Below are 18,939 nucleotides of genomic sequence, written 5' to 3' on the forward strand. Positions count from 1 at the left end.
TTATTTTTCTTTTGAGAAAAACATTCTAGAAATAACAATTCCTAATCCGCCGATAAGTAAGAATAATACTGCACGAATCATCATCGATACTTCTGGTAAATCTAAGAGGAATAACTTACTAATTGTCACAACTAACACCACTAGTCCGGCGTATAATATTTCATTCATTCCTCTATTACGCCCAAGCCAAACTGAAACTAAAGCATATATCATCCATAAAAGAGAGACAGATATACTGATAATACTTCCGTTTGTTGAAAGAACCTCTCCTATTCTAGTAATCGTAATAAATACAAGTACCATAAAGCCATACAGCGTAATCGAATACACATATTTCCCAAACTGTTGCAACATTGGTTTCACTTTCATCATTCCATAATAAAATGTTCCAACTAAAATTAAATGGGCTACAAAAGCAGCTGACATAAATGTCTCAAATGGACTAACAAGCGTCTGAAGTATACCAATCGCATAAATGACAGCACTTATATAAAACTTAATTTCTTGTTTCAATTTCATAGAAGTAATGACACCTAAGAACCCTTGTAACATTAATACAATTGATCCATTTACTAAACTGAATTCATATAAAATCGCTAAACTAAACGATCCCATCGCAAATCCAAATAAAAGATCGGTAAATAATGACTTTTTATTTTTCATATATTCAATTCCAAACATTACAGCGTGTACAACTGTACTAATCAATAATCCCCATGTTGTAAAGTCTGGAATTTTTACAATCGCTAAAATAAAGAAGATTGCATTCGCACTAAACAGCGCCATTCTAGGCTGGTAAATAAAGTTCCTATCAATAAACATATGCCAAAAAAGCGTAATATGAATGAGTCCATACACAATTGTTAATTGCACTTGTAAATTCCCTAGTAACATTGTCATAATTACAAAAAAGACAAACGTTACAAGTACAGAAACACAATAAGACACTATATATAAATATTGATAGCGATTTTTATACGCATGCCATAATAAACTAATCGTTAATACTGTTTCATACCCAAAGAAAATGTAGGAATTAGGTGTTGTACTATTTAATAAGAACGGTACAAAAAATGCTCCTACAGATACGAATATAGCCAGATATTCTGATTGATATCGCTTAGCGAGGTAGATGCCAAGTATAATCCAAATAATATTGAATACAAATGCAACGCTTGCCGGAAAGAAATGATACAGATAATGCGCGGCGAATGTCGTTAAAACAATGCCTGTAATACTTCCTCCAACTAATACTAATCCTAGTGCTTGACGTTCCTGTTTTATTTGTATATCACCTACATAGTACAAACCAACTGATAACACTACGCCAAATACAATACGAATTGCTGGGGTAAGTAATCCTGCATCTACTCCCGCTTTAAATAGCCAAATGACTCCAAGTAGCATAATTGCAACAAAAATACGTGGTAGCCATGTTTGACAAAATTTTATAATGTCAAATGGTTCAGGCTTAAACGCAGATATATCTACTTGTTTTACTTTTGGCTCCTCCACACTTTCTTGACTAACAACTATTTCTTCTTGTCGTACATTTTGTTTAGGGATACTGACTTCTGGTTTCTTTTCAATAGGCTCCTTTTTCTTCAGCTCTCTTTCTCGTTCAACTTTGTCTGCCTCTACTGCCCTTTGCTGTGCCTTTAACTCATAGAATGCCTCCTGCAATGTATCAATTGCTATTTCTAGAGCTTCTATTTTTTTGTTCAAATCTTGTTTCATTTTCTCCCCCCTCTGATCATGTTGCCGAAATAGTAATACACATATAATTGGTTAAATTACCCACCAAGTCCATCATACTATTAGCTTATTCATTTTTTAAGAGGAATCAGTTTAAAATTTCTCAATTTCATAAATAAAAACCTCTTTTCAATTGAAAAGAGGTTTTTATTTTCTTACTAATTCTTTATTTCTTTTGTACGGATGCTTACAATCATTCCTAAACAGCCACCTGCAATTGCCGGAATAATCCACCCTACTCCTTCCGTATACAAAGGAATGTTTTCTAATATAGGTGTCCATTTGGAAAGTAACACATTACGATTGAAAATATCTATTCCACTAAACACTGCTACTAGTCCAATCGTTACTGGATATATATACGTATACCTACTAATATACTTATGACACAGCCCTAAAATAATAAGTGTTAAAGCAATTGGATAAATAAACCCAAGAATAGGAACTGACACTTTTAAAATTTGTGTTAATCCTAAATTAGCAAGAATCATACTAACGACACTTAAGACAAAAGCCCACACTTTATAAGAGATTTTCGGAAATACTTCTGCAAAAAACTGACTACAAGATGTCACAAGTCCAATCGATACACATAAACAAGCAACAGTAAAAATAATACCTAATAATACCATACCGCCTGGGCCAAATAGTGTAGTCATAACTTGTGCTAATACTTTTGCCCCATTATCAAATGTCCCAAGCGAACCACTTACTGATCCAACATATCCAAGAATGACATAAATAAGAGATAACAAGAGACCTGCCCCAATACCAGCCATACTCATATATTTTGCTAGGCTTTTTTCATCTTGCACGCCTTTTGTGCGCAAAGCATTTGCTACGACAATTCCAAAGATTAATGCTGCTAACGCATCCATTGTTAAATACCCATCTAAAAACCCTTGAAATACCGGAGCTTTCTCATAGTTCCCTACTGATGATTGAACATCTCCTGTTGGTGTAATCATACTCTTTATAAAAATAAGAGCGATCATACATAATAATAAAGGTGTTAACAGCTTTCCAAACAGCCCCATCAATTTCGATGGTGATAAACTTAGCCAATATACAATACTAAAAAAGATGACTGTATAGATGAATAGTAATATACTACCCGATTCTGGCAAGAACTGACCTGGTCCCATTTCAAAAGCTAAACTTCCTGCACGTGGTATACCAAGACCGGGACCGATAAATACATACACTAAACAAGGAAAAATAATTGCAAAAGAAGCATGTACACGGCCTGCCAGTACTTGAAAACTCCCTGCTTTAGCAATTGCTATTACGCCTAATATAGGAAGTCCAGTCGCTGATATGATAAAGCCTAATAACGAAATCCACACATGTTCCCCTGCTTCATATCCAAGGAAAGGTGGAAAAATAAGATTCCCAGCTCCGAAAAACATGGAAAATAACATCAGGCTCATAAGCAAAATTTCTTTTTTCTGTAATGATTTCATTTCTTTCTCCTTCTCATCCTATATAAAGTGAAACTTTAATCAGTGGGGGTTTCTTCATCCCCCACTGATTATTAGCCCTCACCAATCGGGCTTTTACGGGCAGTTGATCCCCCACCTAACTTCTTTGTTTTTACTGAATTTTGAGGTGGGGGAGCTTACTGCCCGTTAATGCGGGATAAATTGCGGCTACGAAAAAGCAAAAAATGATCTGCTCTCATTGTCTCTCTTTGGTTTTACTTGGCATGAGGCTAAAAAAGGCCCTGATCGCTTCTATGCGCGGGCGGATTCTCTCTCCTACCTAAAAAGAAAGGTTTTCTTGCACTTATCTGCTAGCACAAACATAGTCCATAGTCTATCACAAAAGAAACCTTCATTCTATATATGCTTTGTTTTCCAATTTCTTCTGAAAAATCGACCTTTATTGACATTTAATAGTTAATAAAGTAAAATATTAAATGTACAAAACTATTTACTTTGTTATTGTTTGTGTCAGGAGGAAACTTAAATGGAATCAGCGATACAACTTGAAAAAAAACAACAAAGAAACAAGAAGCATCCTCCAGGTTTATACTTACTCTTCTTCACAGAAATGTGGGAACGATTTAGTTACTATGGATTACGAGGATTATTAACATTATACTTAACGACAGCTTTAGTAAGCGGTGGTCTTGGGTTTAGTCCCGGGTGGGCACTTTCTATCTATGGCTTTTACACTGGAGCATGTTACTTTACTCCAATGATTGGTGGATACTTAACTGACCGTTTTCTAGGTAGACGCTTAGCTATCACAATAGGTGGCGTGACAATGGCAATCGGTAACCTTACACTCTTTGCTTTGCAAAACCAAGTCGGCCTATACCTTGGACTCGCGCTTATTATTATTGGTAATGGTTTCTTTAAACCAAATATTTCTACACTTGTCGGGGAATTATATGAAGAGCACGATCCAAAACGTGATAGTGCATTTACAATTTTCTACATGGGTATTAACGTAGGTTCATTTTTAGCCCCACTCGTTTGCGGGTTTTTATCAGAAAATTTATTCAAAACAACAGTGGATGGCGTTGTTCATTACGGCTTCCGTTACGGATTCTTAGCCGCTTCAATCGGTATGATTATCGGACAAATTTTATTTACAACATTATCTAATCGCTTCCTGGGCGATATCGGTAAAAAACCAACAAGAGATTTACAAGCAGCATCAGGGAAACAAACAGCTGGTAATACACCACTCACAAAAAAAGAAAAACAACATACAGCAGTTATCGTTATTCTAACTTGCTTCGTTGTCTTCTTCTGGGCTGGTTTTGAACAAGCTGGTAGCTCACTAACATTATATACAAACAAGTTTGTTGATCGTTCTGTATTCGGATGGGAAATCCCAACATCTTGGTTCCAATCAGTCAATCCACTGTTTATCATTTTGCTTGCCCCTGTTATTTCAGCACTATGGGCTAAGCTTGCTACAACAAAACGTGGAGACTTAAAAATCCCAACCAAAATGGGACTCGGTATGATTTTACTTGGAATCGGTTATATGGTTCTCGTTATCGCTACATTAAAAACAGGTAGTGACGAACACAACATTACAGAGCAAGCAAACCTATTATTTATTGTTTTCACTTACCTTTTCCATACATTAGGTGAATTGTTCTTATCGCCTGTTGGATTATCAATGGTCAGTTCCCTTGCACCTGTAAAACTTGCTTCATTACTAATGGGCGTTTGGTTAGCTAGTTCAGGGATTGCCAACATTTTAGGTGGTCAGCTCGCTAGCTTTACAACTTCACTTGGATATTCAGAAGTATTCATAGTTATAGGAGCTGTCGCTATTGTTTTAGGATGTGTTTTATTATTAATTTCTAAAAAACTAGTAAAATGGATGGACTAAAAAGCTGAGGGATTGCTCCCTCAGCTTTTTATTTTCTTAGCCTGAACAAAATCTCCTGTAACAACAAAACGCTTGGAGTTATCTGATACAGACACACATGTAATAAGTGTAACTTCCGTTTTTCCGTGATCTTCTACGACTTCCCATTTATCAGGTGTTACTTCTGACACATTCGTAACAGCGTACTCATACTCGTTTTCATTATCATATAAATAGATTTTATCGTTCTTTTTTAACGAGGATACATCACTAAACAAAACACCCTTTTTTGACATGTTATGTCCTGCTAATGCATAATTTTCTTTTCCCATCTCTTGCTTCTCTTTTACAGTTGCTGCTCCTGATAATAAGTTTTTCTCAGTAGAAGCATTTAAAACAGGTAATTTTAATGAAATGCTCGGAATTTCAATACGACCAATTACTTGTTTTTTATCTAATGATGCATTCGCTACCTCTGATAAACCAGGCTGCTCAATTTTAGATGCATCTACAAACTTTGTATCCTGCTTTTGGTATTCCATCTTCTGAACAGCTTGTACATTTTCTGTTTGCTTCTTCTCTGCCTTATATCCATCATAAAATGGTTTACCAATTAAAACACCACCTACAACAAATAAAAGAACTGCTAGTATACTATATATTCTCCTCTTATTCATATATAATCCCTTTCCTTTACAGAATCTTACTTCTATATAAGATGATAAAGTAAGATGACTATATGTACAAGTCTAAGACGAAAAGAAGAAGCTACTTATTGACTTATCTCATCGTATAACAATACTTTTTTCATTTCCCCACTCCCTTTATTCGATAGATCCAATTTCTATCGTAAAGAACGTTTGCAAACTTTTACCTCCACATGTGTTAACCTTTTTAAAAAATAGGTTAATTATTACTAAAAAAAGACGTGCACGTAGCACGTCTTTAAGCAATTTTATTTCGATAAAGTGATATATGAAATACGGTTACTTGGATAAACAGGATTAAAAATACAATATATAATGGGTACGCAGGAACATATGAGTTTACAATCGGAGATAAAATAAGCAATCCAGCTGCAATAGGTATAACATACCAAAGCGCAACAAAAGTAGTACGACATGCTTTTGCTGTAATTATTTCCTCACGCTCATCATCTTGTGGAAATAAAAGAGGAAACATCCAAAAAGATAATTTCTTATATTTTTTCTTTTGTATTCTATAAATAATAAAAAATATTACAGCCATACTAACTAAGCCAAAAACAGGTGTAGCATCTATAGCTATCTCAAATCCCTCTGGCTTCGTACTAATAATATTAGCAAAATCCATATACGCATAAAACAATTCAATAAATGCCCAAGCAGCTAAACATGTACACACAACACTCATTACATAGGAAAGAACAACCCTATTCATCCTCTTCTCCCTCCTTATTTAAAACAAATACATCCTCCATCTTTAATTCAAATACATCACAAATCATCAGTGCTAATAACAACGATGGAACGTAATCCCCTTTTTCAATTGCTGCAATAGTTTGCCGTGTTACTCCAACTTTTTCAGCTAATACGCTTTGCGTGAAGTTAAAACGAGCTCTTAGCTCCTTCACTCTATTAAAAATGGACAAATTTACCACCTCTTACCACTATTGTATGCTAAACTTTACAAAATGTAAACCCAACTTAACATTTATTTTGTAAAAAAATCCAACTTTACAATGTGTAAAGTTGGATTTCACTTCAAATTATAAGATTACAACACGAACTTGTTTTCTACCCCAAGCACTAGAAGATGCTTTATCTGGCATTAATACATCGATTCTATGGCCTTTAATCGCACCACCAGTATCGCCTGCAATTGCCGTTCCATAACCTTCAACATATACACGAGAACCTAGCGGGATAACTCTTGGATCTACAGCAATTAACTTCATTCCTGGGTTTGCAGTTAAATCATGTCCCATTGCTGAATACACATGTTCACCTGGTTTGTAACCATTTTCCAATGGATCAGCTGTATAAGCAGTCGCTTCTACATAAATTTCACGCCCACCTTGTCCTGGCTTTGGACTAGGTGTTGGTGTTGGCTCTGGTTTTGGCTCTGGTTTTGGCTCTGGTTTTGGAGCTGGAGTTGGAGCTGGAGCTGGAGCTGGAGCCGGCTCTGGTTTATTTACAGCAGGTTCAGTTGGTTTTGATTCTGGCTTTGAAGCAGCTGTTTTTTCTGCTTCCGCTGCTGCTCTTGCTCTTTCCTCTTCTTCCCTTGCAGCTTTTGCTTCAGCTTCTGCTTTTGCACGAGCTTCTTCTGCTAATCTTGCTGCTTCTTGCTCACGAGCAATTGTTTCTTGTACTGCTTTCATGTTTGATTCAATTTTTGTTTTTTCTTGTTCAGCTAAATTAATTTGTCCTGCAATTTGACTATATTTTTCCTGCACAGCTTGTAAGTTTTCTTGACGTTTTTTCAAGTTTTCTTGTAAATTTGCTTGCGCTTTTGCTAATTTTTGTTTATCTACTTCTAAAGATGCCTCTTTTTCATCAATTGCTTTTTTGTCTTCTTCAATTTGACGAAGATCTTGTTCTTGAAGACGTAAAATCTCTTTATCCGCATCTAAAATTGTGGATACTGCGTTCATACGTTGTAAGAAATCAGCAAAATTCTTTGATTCTACTACAACTTCGACTACTAAACTCGTGTTTGAGCTATTTTGAACAGAAACCATACGTTTTTTCATAATATCTTTACGAGCAAGTACTTTATCTTCTAAAACGATAATCTCTTTCTTTTTCTGTTCAATTTGCTTATGTGTTTCATCGATTTTACGCTGAATAGCAGCTTGTTCCTCTTTGTTTTTTGTAATTGTATCATTTAAATTATGTAGTTCACTTTCAATACCTTGTATTTCTTTATTAACAGCTTGCTTCTCTTGTTCTTTTTGCTGAATATCATTGTTATTCTGCTGCAATTGCTGCTGCATGTTGTTCAGTTTCTCGTCGTTTGACTCAGCTTTTACAGCGACTGTACTAGAAAGACCAATAATTCCTGCTAATACTAGACTACTGATTCGCTTAAAATAGTTCATAATCCGACTCCCTTCTCATACAGTTATACATGATTTATTTTACAGTTTGTTTACAAACTCATTAAATACACTTTATTTTTCATGACAAAAATAGAAAAACAAACCATAAAATGTAATAAACTCTTAACTTTTAACAACTGTTTTTCATAAAAATCTTACAAAAGCTTAGATTAGTATATTAGAAACAACAGATTACACGACATTAAATACATTGTCAAATCTTGTAGGAACTTTACTAATACAAAATTAGTCTTTTGACAGTGTATGACAACCTGCTACAAATTATATTAATCCAAATTAAAAAACTGACATAATCCCTTTCTTTTAGGCGGGAGAGAGCATCCAGTCATGCATAGAAACCGGCAGATTCTTTCCTTCCTCTATTACCCAGCTGAAAAAGAAAAAGAAAACGAGTGCAGGTCATTTTTTCTTCTTCGTAGCAGCGACCTACATATTGAAAAATTGAAATAGATTTATATAGTTTAACTCTCATTGTTCTTTACATTTGATGGCAAATTTTTATTTTTTTTGATTTCTCATCAATTTGAAATTATTCTTTTGTTATAATAGACAAGTTATCTTTTTTAGAGAACTATAACAAGACGGAAACAATGGAACAATTTTATTATATTTTAAAATATTTCTCCTTCTATCGTGTCATCGTGGGTGTACTTACTACTATTTCCTATAAGAACGAAAGAGCGGTCCTATTACTAGGACCGCTCTTTTTTATAAAGTGAAGCTTGAATCTGCGGGGCTCCATCCACCACCTAACTTCTTTCATTTCGCTAAATTTTGAGGCACGAGTGTTACTGTTCGTAAATAGCGAAATAAAAAATTTGTCGTCTTCCTTTTATTTACTTTTAATTTTCAGAATAGTATAATATTTAATGTGTCACGCATTACTAAATCAATTACGAACGAGATGGATCTATATCGCAAACATACCCTAACCTCGTAAGAATAACAAGGAGGGATTGCACATGTTATGACTGAGACAGGATATTCACTCTAATTTCTTATTAATAATACAAAAGGGGTGCAATCATGTTTATTGTTACAAAACTCATTCATATTAAACTTGGTTATGAAACTAAAATTATACATTCTCTAAAGCAGTACTACCCAAATTCTGGATCTTGTGGATTTATTAATCTAGAATTTTCCCGTATGAAACGGACCCAATATGGGAACGAGTATATGATTCGTATGTTATGGAAAACACAACAAGATTATCGCGAGTGGATTTCTCAAAAAAAGGAAAACACAACTTTGACATGGAAGCAACAATTCCAAAGCTACATCCTTTCTTCAAAATCAAATGCTACGCATGCCAAATACTCGAACTAAGAAGAGCCTTCTGCAAAATTGCAGTAAGGCTCTTCTTTACCTATCCTACTCTCCACCAACCACTTATTTATCACGCTTACCTATCGAAGTTATTCGGTCTCTAAAAATAAAATTTGCTTTTACATTTTATTAAGATTATAATAGAACCCGAATTTTTCGAAAGGAGCCACATTTTGACAGCTTATTTATTTCCAATTAAAACAGCATTTATTATATTTCCATTTCTAGCAATGATTCTATTGATTCCATTTTTAATATTTAATTACAGAAAATATGGTTATTTAAATAAATGGCGTTCATTTATTTTATACTCTTTACTTCTGTACCTATTAAACGCTTATTTTCTTGTCATCTTACCGCTGCCACAAACTTATGATACATGTAGCTTGCAGCCAGCTAACACACAGCACGTTCAGCTTGCACCATTTTATTTCATTCAAGAAATTAGTAATCATACAGCAGCAATATTGGCAAAGCCTACCACCTATTTCTACTTATTAAAAGAATCTGCCTTTTTACAGGTCGCATTTAATGCCCTGTTAACGATTCCATTCGGCATATATTTACGTTACTATTTCCGTCTTGGTTTTTTACAAACGATCTTCTTTTCACTTTGTCTCTCACTATTTTTTGAAGTGACACAAGTAACTGGATTGTACGGTATATATAATTGTGCGTATCGTTTATTTGATGTCGACGATCTATTTTTAAATACACTAGGAGGAGCAGTGGGTTATTTCATTGCACCGGTATTCACGTACTTCCTTCCTAAATCAAATGAATTAGATGCACATGTCGATTTAGCTACGAAACCTGTTGGATTTATTCGCCGCCTAATCGCACTGCAAATTGATTGGATTTTCTTATCCATTGTTGTACCAGTTATAAAAAATAAAGGGAATTCTATTTTCATTTCTAGTATCCAGTCTTATACCAATCTATATGAACTTATTTTCACCATATGTGCGGTCTTTATTTATTTCATCGTCATTCCGTATTTAACGAACGGAAAAACAATTGGTAAAGCGTTGCTTCGTATTCACATAAAAGGTAAAAATGAGCGCATTACCATTAAAGAATTATTTATTCGTTACGGCCTGTTCTATTTTGTTTTAGGTGGAATGAACTATATTCTCTCTAGTAGTTCCATATTGAATCAGACTAATCCATTAACTATGCTCATTATATTACTGTTTATGTTCTCAATTAATGGTCTCTTCATTATACATGTCCTATTACATGTATTTAGTCGAGATAAATTATTATTTTATGAGCATATAAGCCATACAAGAAATGCAATCACATTCAAAATAGCTGACAAATAATTGTCAGCTTTTTTCTTAAATAGAAAACATTTTTGACAAATACGGATTTAAAAACATCCCCATTGAATCTATCTCTCTTCTAACTTCCAAGAAAGAGTTTAACTTAGGATAAACGAGTTGTAATTGTTCATATCCCATTGTATGCATTTTTCCCCAATGCGGACGTCCTTCATACTTTTGAAAAATATGTTCTATCGCTGTAAAGTACGCAGCATATTTCATACCTTTATACATATGCACAGCAATATAAGCTGAATCTCTTTCATATGCGGGGCTTAACCATATATCATCTCCTCGTACATAACGACATTCAATGGGGAAATGCACGTGAAACCTCTTTTCTTGAATGTGATTATGAATCTCTTCTACTACTTTTTTCATATGCTGAGCAGGGATGCTGTACTCCATTTCATAAAAAGGAACATTACGAGAGGTTGCGAACACTTGATAACTCGGTCCAATTGTTTTCGCATTCGGTACTGCCTTTGCTGACAACCTACTAACCCCTTTACTTATAGAAGGAATCAGCTTGCATCCTTTAGATAATAATGAAAAAGCTATATTTTCAAGTAGCTCTGTCTTTAACTTATGCCACTTCAAATCCATACCTTTAACTGTCGTTTCATTTGTAATTTTCACTTGGACATCATCTGAATACGGAAACACAAAAAATTCAAAATGACGATGTTGTTTATATTCTTCCAGTCTGTTCATTACAGTAGAAAACGATTCCTTTTTGCTTTCATAGATAAGTGAATAAGCTGGGATGACTTTTAATTTCACTTTTACAATAATCCCAAGCATACCGAGCGATAACTGAAATGCTTTCCAAAATTCAAGATGATCTTTCTCAGAACAAACAATCATTTCACCCGAGGCAAGAACAGCGGTAATTTCCACAACTTGCGTCGCTAAACTTCCAAATGTAATCCCTGTTCCATGTGTTCCTGTGCTAATAGCCCCTGCAATAGATTGTGAATCAATATCTCCTAAATTTTCTTGCGCATAGCCTTTTTCTTGTAATATTCGTCCTAAATCAGACAATTTTGTTCCAGCCCATACCTCCACTATTAATGATTGTGAATCCACACTCAAAATTCCTTTTAGTTCATCTAGCGAAAGAAGAATTTCCTCTGTTTGAGCAAGCGGTGTAAATGAATGACCTGAACCAACAACACGAATTCTCTTTCCCTTTTCTTTTGCAAAATTCACCGCTTCAGTTACATCTTGTATACTTTTTGGATACATCGTATATTGCGGAGTACCTTCTACATTTCCTGTCCAATTTCTCCATTTCTTCCCTGTTACAGAAAACATTGATCATCCCCCCGATAAGTTGAATACTCTCCTACTATTTTTCCCTTTCCGACGCGATGTAACGATGAAAAGCGCTCGCACAATTCACCAGCTTTACTATGACGAAACAATATGAAATCTCCAACCGTCATATGCTCTGAACCATCATAATAAACAGGTGTTTGCACTTCGCCAGCTCCTTCTAAAGCTAACAACTTTGCCCCGCTTGGTTCCCAAATCATAGGTTCTTTATCTTTTCCAACTGCTCCTGAAGCAATATATCCACCACCTAGACAAGTATATATATGAGGTTCCGGTTGTCTAACAATCGGCAAAGCAAAACCAACAGCTGGTTCAAATCTAATATCTTTATAATAATCAAAGAGTTTAGGAGAGTAGAAAGCAGAGCCTATTGTAATCTCTGTGACAGATTCATCTTGTATTGTCGTTTTTATACTTCCTGTGCCTCCTCCGTTTACAAAACGAAGTATAATTCCTTTTTCTTGCAATACTCGTACAATGCTCTGTCTTCGTTTCATCACTTCAAATGCAGATCTTCTTTTTAAATAAGAAACAACTTTATTTTTGAATCCTTGTTTTGGTACACGATCTCCTACCCCTGCAATCTGTGCTTCATATCCCATCAAGCCATCTATTTGTAAAAATGAAGATTTTGTAATCTTTTCTACCCTCTCTACAACTTCAGATACCTTTCGTAACGGAGAGCGTCTCACACCAAAATGAAGACCAAAAAAACGACTACTCATATCAATGTCAAAACATATTCGAAACCATCCACCTGTCTGCATTGCAATTCTTTCTAAATAAACAATATGTGCCTCACAATCTACCATACACGTAATAGAAAACCCTTGTTTTGTAAGCAAACTAATTTCTTGCAATGCTTGTTCATCATATACAGGGTATCCAAGCAACAAATCATTAAAGCCTTGTTTTATTAGGAATAGCACTTCTCGTGGTGAAAAACACATAATGCCTTGAAAACAGCTATTAGAAGCTAAAATTCGCTTCATGACCGGAACAGATCGTAACGATTTACTTGCAATACGGACTTTCTTTCCTTCACACAATTGAACAATCGATTGAATATTTCTTTCTAGTACTTCTTCATCAAGAAATGCACATGGTAAGGGAACCTTCTGAAATATGTTACGCTCCACACTTTCCTCTCTCCTTCCATATATGTCTTATACATATTGGAAAGAAACTCATATTTTCCTGTATCTAAACACAAAAAAGTTTCTTCTTTACGAAGAAACTTTTTTAATTATTTCATAGAAATAGTTGCCTCTACTGGATAATGATCGGAATAATCATTATCCGTATATGTTTTCAGCCAAGAACTAACCGACCATTCTAGTGATTTCCATATGTATCAAACCATAGCTGAATATATCCAGCTGTTACACGCTGTGCTTCCACTAAACGCTTTCCTGTTGCTGGTGTAACTTCTGCACGCCATTTATCAGCATATTCTTGCGATACAGCTGCCCACACGAACCAATCTTTTGTAGTATCATTTACAATGCCAGCATAATCTTGCTTGGCAGCTACAGCCGCTCCATGAATCCAATCTTCAGGATTTGTGCCTTTCCAATTCCAATATCCATTCCCATCAGTCGCTTTATAATTGTCTTTTATTGTATCTACAAAATTTTCATACTTGGAGTGAAAACCTTGTGGATAAGAAAGGTTGGTAAAGTTCGCTGCATGCATCGGTTGATTGACATCTCCTAAGTAATGAAGTGATAAACCTAAATAGAAGAATGCTTGTTTCATCTCTTGCTTTTGATAAGATTCACCAGCAAGTTTAAAGTATTTAGCACCAGTTTCTTTTGCCTGCTTAGCAAAAGGAATATATGTCTTCCCTGAATCAGGATCATAGAAATGAGAAGCGAATGTACTATTATCATAGTAAGGGTTTTCATAATCAGCAGCGTAGATCCCATTCTCTAACTCTGTACGCCATTCATTTAATAGTGCTACCTCATCTTGTTTTACAATCGTTGTATTACGAGACATGATATCAATCGCACGATTAACAATCCATAAATGGGAGTTTACACCCTCTGTATGTTTATCTTCAGCAGACCAATATTGAATTACTCTTATCTTATTTCCGCCCTCATTTTCATGTGCAAATGCTACACTTTGTAAGGGCGCTACTAACGTAATAGCTGCAGCTAAGGCTATTACTTTCTTTTTCATATGAAAACCTCCGTTTATATTTAATTTACTTTGAATATGTAATTCAGGTCATATTGTTAACCTATGATTAAAATATCCTACCTTTCTACTCATTTCTATTGAGAAAATAAATTATGCAAATGTTCATATCATTATAATTCTATGGATGATATGATTTATTTGCATTGTAGTAAACGCATATTAATTTTCTGAAAAGAAACAGCTAAAATATTGTAAACAATAAAGCATACAACTCTCCCTTTATACTCAAGCTAATTTTTCACAGGGAAGTCTAGCACCTTTCTATGCATAAAAAAAGTAGCCTCCTTCTATTTCTAGAAAAAGACTACTTTCTTCTATATTATATATTATTTAGGTGAAACAAGAATTTTCACTTGATTTTTATCTTTTACGAGCGCTTCAAATCCTTCTTCTACAACTTGATCCACTGTAATTTTTTTCGTAATTAATTTCTCTGCTTGAATTTGACCAGAGCTAATTAATTTAATAACAGATGGGAAGATGTGACGGTATCCAAGAATACCAACCAGTTCTTTTTCTTTTAATACTAAGTTGTTTGGAGTGATTTTTGCGTCTTTTTCCCATACGCTGACAATCACTGTTTGTCCTTCAAAGCTTGTACTTTCAATTGCTTGACGAAGTACAACTTCAACACCAGTTACTTCGAAACTAACATTTACACCTAAACCATTTGTTAAGTTACGAATTTCTGCTAGCACATCTTGCTCTGCTGGATTTAATACGTAATCAGCGCCTGCTAATTTTGCTAACTCTTGACGTTCTTTAGAAAGTTCAACTGCAATAACAGGTGTTGCACCTGCTGCTTTAGCAGCTTGGATAACAAGAAGTCCGATTGGGCCACAGCCAAATACCGCTACAGCTTCGCCTTCTTTTAATTTACTTTGACGCACTGCATGAACTGCAACTGCTGCTGGTTCTACAAGTGCTCCTTGTTCATAAGTCATTTCATCTGGGATATGGTGAACCATATCTGCTGGTACTACAGTATATTCAGAGAAGCCTCCTCCATCGCCACCAAGACCATGGAAAACAAGTTGTTCACAAACGTTATAATGACCATGTTTACAAGCTTCACATTTACCACAAGAATAAATAGGTTCTACAACAACGCGGTCCCCTACTTTATGATTTGTAACACCTTCACCGATTTCAACAACTTCACCACTAAACTCATGACCTAAAATAACAGGTGCTTTCACATGTGTTAGTGGATGTTCTTCTGTTGGAATAAAAATAGGTCCTGCTAAATATTCATGTAAATCTGTTCCACAAATACCACACCATTTAATTTTGATTTTCACTGCTCCTGGTCGTACAGTTGGTTCTGGAACTTCTTCTACTCTTACATCACGTTGATTATGCCAAAGTAATGCTTTCATTTTATGCATCCCTCTCTATGTATATATACTTAACCTGGTGAAGTTTACCAATCTATTATAGTACTTCTATCCATATATTTCAAAAAAATAATCTGAATTTCACTAAATTTTAACAGAAAAGTTCACTTTTTTGTCACTTTGTACTTTTTTCCACATCTGTTAATTCAATTTCATTGCAGGGGAAATTCGCATTATGCCATAATAGCAGAGGAGAGGTGAACATCGCTTGAAATATTTCATTTATTTTATTGTTATAGTAGCGTTTTTAGATACATTTTCACAATTACCTATTATGAGTACTTACGCGCAAAGCCTCGGAGGAACTCCTCTTATTATCGGTCTTGTTGTAGGAATGTACTCGTTTGCCAATATGATTGGCAATATTATCGCAGGTGCATCTGTTGATAAATTTGGAGCAAAGAAAGTACTCTATATAAGTATGGGAATTACGAGTCTCATAGTATTATTGTATACCGTTGTTCAGAGCGGCGAACAATTACTTATCGTTCGCTTTTTACACGGATTTAGTGATGGCTTCTTAATCCCTGCAGCCTTTACTTTCCTATCTAAACAAACGAAATCTACAAAACAAGGAAAAGCAATGGCACTATCTGGTGCCGCTGTCGGAACAGCTGCTATCGTCGGCCCTGCTTTCAGTGGAATTATGAAAGCAACTGCAGGTGTAGAATGGGTCTTTGTGACTATTTCTATCTTAATGGTATTCGGTACAATCGTATCCCTTTTCTTGTTACCAAACAATGTGACTAGAAAAGATACTTCACGGACTCAAATGATGAACAAAGAAGATATGATAGGATTACTAAAATCCGAACCATTATTACAAGCATATATTGGTGCTTTTACATTAATGTTTTCACAAGGAATCGTCACATATATGTTACCCGTAAAAGTAGAAGCATTGGCACTCAAAGCATCCACAACAGGCATGATGCTAAGTGTATTTGGGATCACTGCCATCCTCTTCTTCTTGCTACCAACAAATCGTATTTATGATCGCTTTGACCGTTCAAAAATGATGCTAATCGGTATTGCAGTTATGGCACTTGCCTTATCATTACTTGGTATATTTACAACAAAAGGAATGCTCTTTGTTGTTATGATGATTTACGGAATTGGATTCGCCATCCTCTTCCCATCTATTAATGCTTTACTTGTTGAAAATACAACTGAAGATAAACGCGGGAAGGCATTCGGATTATTTTACGCATTCTTCTCATTAGGCGTTGTCGCTGGATCCTTTACAGTTGGAGCAATCGGAGCATCACCTAGCGTAAGCTTTGTAATTGGAACTGCATGCTTACTAACATTTGCTTCCATGATTTATGTGAGAGGAAAAGTAAAAAAGACAATGATGGGTTAGATTCCATCATTGTCTTTTTATTTTTAGGTAACTTATTTACTGAAAGCACTTTGTATCAAGGACATATGCTGTAGCATATCCATTCGCCTTATGTATCCGTATATATCAAATATCTCAATATATATTACCTTCTATTTCTATTCCTCTTCTATCTCTATCACCTGTGTTCCAGCAATAAAATCATGAATTGCTCTTTTATCCTCACGTAAACCTACCATAAATGCACTTATAATAAATCCAATTCCTAATGTAAGAGTATATACAATTACAGCTATCAAATGACGCTTACATGTAGTCCATAATGTAATTTTTTCTCCATCTATACGAATAATTTGGATTTCTATCACTCTCTTTCCTACTGTGAATCCTAGCCATATAGCAGGTACAATTAGGAAATATAAAAAGTGTAAAATATTTACTATCATTTCCGTATGAGACTTCGATACATATAAAATTAACAAAATAGTATAAATAGGAACAAACAGTAACCCATCAACAAGACAGGCTAAAAATCTCTTCCCAAATCCTGCTGCTTCCTTTTCATACATGTTGCTCCCTCTCCTTTTGAAACCATCTCCTCTTTATAAGTAAAAGTTTTCTGGATGTTTAATCTTAAATATAACCGACCTTATCTCTATATACAATCACTCTCCTATCATTTCTAATAGAAATTGAATAACCATTACATATACCTCGACAATTTCCTTGGAAATATTTCTTTTCCCTACAGCATTTGATAGACCTACTTTTCAAAATCTTTATAACGTGGTATTAGGTAATTTTAGCTCTTGAAAATTCAAAATATTGGTTATACAGTTAAATTATCCAAAAATACACTCTATATAACGTAAGTGCAACCATAAGTTTACAAAATGCATTTCTCAGAAGATAGAATAGAGAGCAATATTTACATACAATTTAGTTATCAAAACAAAGTGGGTTATATATATGGCGTTTGGTGAGAAGCTTTTTAAGTTAAGAAAAGAAAATGGCCTTTCTCAAGAGGCATTAGCTGAAAAATTAAACACTACAAGACAGGCTATTAGTAAATGGGAAAATGGGCAGGGGTTTCCTGAAACTGAAAAACTTCTAATGATTGGAAATATTTTCGGGGTATCTGTTGATTATTTGTTAAAAGATACGATTGAACAAAGCCATGAAAATGAACCAGGATATTATGTAAGTAGAGAAATGGCAGAAGGGTACTTGTTAAATGAACAAAAAATTTCTAAATATATTGCTTTAGGGTTTAGCCTACTTATTTTATCTACCGTACCATATTTGATTTTTAAACAGGATCCAGCAATTTATACATTCCTTATCATTATTATTGCTGTCCTTGGTATTGGAACTATTTTGGGATGTGTATCTATAGAAGATAATAGATATAAAATACTAAAAAAAGAAGTATTAATATTTGACCAAAACTTTCTTAAAGAGTTGACAGCGAGGTATGAAATTATTAAGAGGAAGTATACTCCAGTAATGATAGTTGGAGTTTGTTCAATTGTAGCGGGTGGAATACCGTTTTTGTTAGAAAGAAAAATATAACTTCAGGATTTTTAGTACCGTATTATCCGTTTTTTGTAGCTTTAATTGCTGTTGGTGTCTACATTTTCATTCGCACAGCAGGAATATTAGAAACATATAAACTTCTGGTGGAAAATGAAGAACATAGTAATCGCTTATTTTTTAAACTTAGAAAGAAAGTGAGAAAAATGGTGAATGATTTTTAACAGTACCACACCATTCAACTAAAAAACTCATGAGCTTTTCTATATGATAAAAAAT

General features: G+C 34.7%; 15 protein-coding genes and 1 pseudogene. 5 read left to right on the top strand and 11 right to left on the bottom strand.

Going from position 1 to position 18,939, the window contains the following annotated elements; genetic code table 11:
- Both J4P91_RS09225 and brnQ1 read right to left on the bottom strand, forming a co-directional pair.
- Positions 1–1,737: a DUF2339 domain-containing protein gene (locus J4P91_RS09225; RefSeq protein ID WP_207993778.1), complete on the bottom strand. Its 1,737-nt coding sequence runs from the start codon at positions 1,735–1,737 to the stop codon at positions 1–3.
- A gap of 176 nt (positions 1,738–1,913) precedes the next feature.
- Positions 1,914–3,218: a branched-chain amino acid transport system II carrier protein BrnQ1 gene (gene brnQ1, locus J4P91_RS09230; RefSeq protein WP_207993780.1), complete on the bottom strand. Its 1,305-nt coding sequence runs from the start codon at positions 3,216–3,218 to the stop codon at positions 1,914–1,916.
- 505 nt (positions 3,219–3,723) lie between these two features.
- Between brnQ1 and J4P91_RS09235 the strand changes: the two genes are divergently transcribed.
- Positions 3,724–5,109, top strand: a complete 1,386-nt coding sequence (locus J4P91_RS09235) for a peptide MFS transporter (protein ID WP_207993782.1) — start codon at positions 3,724–3,726, stop codon at positions 5,107–5,109.
- 20 nt (positions 5,110–5,129) lie between these two features.
- Here the strand turns inward: J4P91_RS09235 and J4P91_RS09240 are convergent, their stop codons facing one another.
- The 4 genes from J4P91_RS09240 to J4P91_RS09255 all read right to left on the bottom strand — a co-directional run bounded on the left by J4P91_RS09240 (position 5,130) and on the right by J4P91_RS09255 (position 8,167).
- Positions 5,130–5,765: a class A sortase gene (locus J4P91_RS09240; RefSeq protein ID WP_207993783.1), complete on the bottom strand. Its 636-nt coding sequence runs from the start codon at positions 5,763–5,765 to the stop codon at positions 5,130–5,132.
- 268 nt (positions 5,766–6,033) lie between these two features.
- The gene (locus tag J4P91_RS09245; RefSeq protein ID WP_017149992.1) at positions 6,034–6,507 is read right to left on the bottom strand and encodes a DUF2178 domain-containing protein; all 474 of its coding nucleotides are present in this window, start codon (positions 6,505–6,507) and stop codon (positions 6,034–6,036) included.
- Positions 6,500–6,718 carry a helix-turn-helix transcriptional regulator gene (locus J4P91_RS09250; protein WP_017149991.1) on the bottom strand — a complete coding sequence of 73 codons (219 nt, stop codon included), beginning with the start codon at positions 6,716–6,718 and terminating at the stop codon, positions 6,500–6,502. The genes J4P91_RS09245 and J4P91_RS09250 overlap by 8 nt, the downstream gene beginning before the upstream one ends.
- A 117-nt stretch (positions 6,719–6,835) precedes the next feature.
- Positions 6,836–8,167 (bottom strand): 3D domain-containing protein, encoded by a 1,332-nt coding sequence (locus J4P91_RS09255; RefSeq protein ID WP_207993785.1) that lies wholly within the window; start codon positions 8,165–8,167, stop codon positions 6,836–6,838.
- Between the two features lie 1,047 nt (positions 8,168–9,214).
- Between J4P91_RS09255 and J4P91_RS09260 the strand changes: the two genes are divergently transcribed.
- The gene (locus J4P91_RS09260) at positions 9,215–9,517 is read left to right on the top strand and encodes an antibiotic biosynthesis monooxygenase family protein (protein WP_207993787.1); all 303 of its coding nucleotides are present in this window, start codon (positions 9,215–9,217) and stop codon (positions 9,515–9,517) included.
- A gap of 173 nt (positions 9,518–9,690) precedes the next feature.
- Positions 9,691–10,842: a VanZ family protein gene (locus J4P91_RS09265; protein WP_207993789.1), complete on the top strand. Its 1,152-nt coding sequence runs from the start codon at positions 9,691–9,693 to the stop codon at positions 10,840–10,842.
- Between the two features lie 15 nt (positions 10,843–10,857).
- On the opposite strand, the gene J4P91_RS09270 is transcribed toward J4P91_RS09265, so the two are convergent.
- From J4P91_RS09270 to bdhA, 4 genes are all read right to left on the bottom strand, one after another.
- Positions 10,858–12,159: a D-arabinono-1,4-lactone oxidase gene (locus tag J4P91_RS09270; RefSeq protein ID WP_207993791.1), complete on the bottom strand. Its 1,302-nt coding sequence runs from the start codon at positions 12,157–12,159 to the stop codon at positions 10,858–10,860.
- Positions 12,147–13,319 carry an amino acid deaminase/aldolase gene (locus J4P91_RS09275; RefSeq protein ID WP_207993793.1) on the bottom strand — a complete coding sequence of 391 codons (1,173 nt, stop codon included), beginning with the start codon at positions 13,317–13,319 and terminating at the stop codon, positions 12,147–12,149. The genes J4P91_RS09270 and J4P91_RS09275 overlap by 13 nt, the downstream gene beginning before the upstream one ends.
- Before the next feature lie 196 nt (positions 13,320–13,515).
- Positions 13,516–14,367, bottom strand: coding sequence for a phospholipase C (cerA, locus tag J4P91_RS09280; protein ID WP_207993794.1), 852 nt, complete (start codon positions 14,365–14,367; stop codon positions 13,516–13,518).
- 347 nt (positions 14,368–14,714) lie between these two features.
- Positions 14,715–15,767, bottom strand: a complete 1,053-nt coding sequence (gene bdhA, locus J4P91_RS09285) for a (R,R)-butanediol dehydrogenase (RefSeq protein ID WP_207993795.1) — start codon at positions 15,765–15,767, stop codon at positions 14,715–14,717.
- A gap of 226 nt (positions 15,768–15,993) precedes the next feature.
- Between bdhA and J4P91_RS09290 the strand changes: the two genes are divergently transcribed.
- Complete coding sequence (locus J4P91_RS09290; RefSeq protein WP_207993796.1) at positions 15,994–17,148, top strand: MFS transporter; 1,155 nt, start codon at positions 15,994–15,996, stop codon at positions 17,146–17,148.
- Positions 17,149–17,285: 137 nt separating this feature from the next.
- Here J4P91_RS09290 and J4P91_RS09295 read toward each other — a convergent pair whose 3' ends face one another.
- Positions 17,286–17,696: an RDD family protein gene (locus J4P91_RS09295; RefSeq protein WP_207993797.1), complete on the bottom strand. Its 411-nt coding sequence runs from the start codon at positions 17,694–17,696 to the stop codon at positions 17,286–17,288.
- Positions 17,697–18,096: 400 nt separating this feature from the next.
- On the opposite strand from J4P91_RS09295, the pseudogene J4P91_RS09300 reads away from it, so the two are divergent.
- Positions 18,097–18,884 (top strand): annotated as a pseudogene (locus J4P91_RS09300) (helix-turn-helix domain-containing protein).
- Positions 18,885–18,939 lie beyond the last annotated feature (55 nt).

Origin of the sequence: Bacillus sp. XF8 (genome assembly GCF_017498755.1) — a bacterium.
In the GTDB taxonomy this organism is placed as follows: Bacteria; Bacillota; Bacilli; order Bacillales; family Bacillaceae_G; genus Bacillus_A; species Bacillus_A bingmayongensis.

Coding starts and splice junctions, on each gene's coding strand:
- J4P91_RS09225 (WP_207993778.1), bottom strand. CDS start 1,737: ATGAAACAAGATTTGAACAAAAAAATAGAAGCTCTAGAAATAGCAATT.
- brnQ1 (WP_207993780.1), bottom strand. CDS start 3,218: ATGAAATCATTACAGAAAAAAGAAATTTTGCTTATGAGCCTGATGTTA.
- J4P91_RS09235 (WP_207993782.1), top strand. CDS start 3,724: ATGGAATCAGCGATACAACTTGAAAAAAAACAACAAAGAAACAAGAAG.
- J4P91_RS09240 (WP_207993783.1), bottom strand. CDS start 5,765: ATGAATAAGAGGAGAATATATAGTATACTAGCAGTTCTTTTATTTGTT.
- J4P91_RS09245 (WP_017149992.1), bottom strand. CDS start 6,507: ATGAATAGGGTTGTTCTTTCCTATGTAATGAGTGTTGTGTGTACATGT.
- J4P91_RS09255 (WP_207993785.1), bottom strand. CDS start 8,167: ATGAACTATTTTAAGCGAATCAGTAGTCTAGTATTAGCAGGAATTATT.
- J4P91_RS09260 (WP_207993787.1), top strand. CDS start 9,215: ATGTTTATTGTTACAAAACTCATTCATATTAAACTTGGTTATGAAACT.
- J4P91_RS09270 (WP_207993791.1), bottom strand. CDS start 12,159: ATGTTTTCTGTAACAGGGAAGAAATGGAGAAATTGGACAGGAAATGTA.
- cerA (WP_207993794.1), bottom strand. CDS start 14,367: ATGAAAAAGAAAGTAATAGCCTTAGCTGCAGCTATTACGTTAGTAGCG.
- bdhA (WP_207993795.1), bottom strand. CDS start 15,767: ATGAAAGCATTACTTTGGCATAATCAACGTGATGTAAGAGTAGAAGAA.
- J4P91_RS09295 (WP_207993797.1), bottom strand. CDS start 17,696: ATGTATGAAAAGGAAGCAGCAGGATTTGGGAAGAGATTTTTAGCCTGT.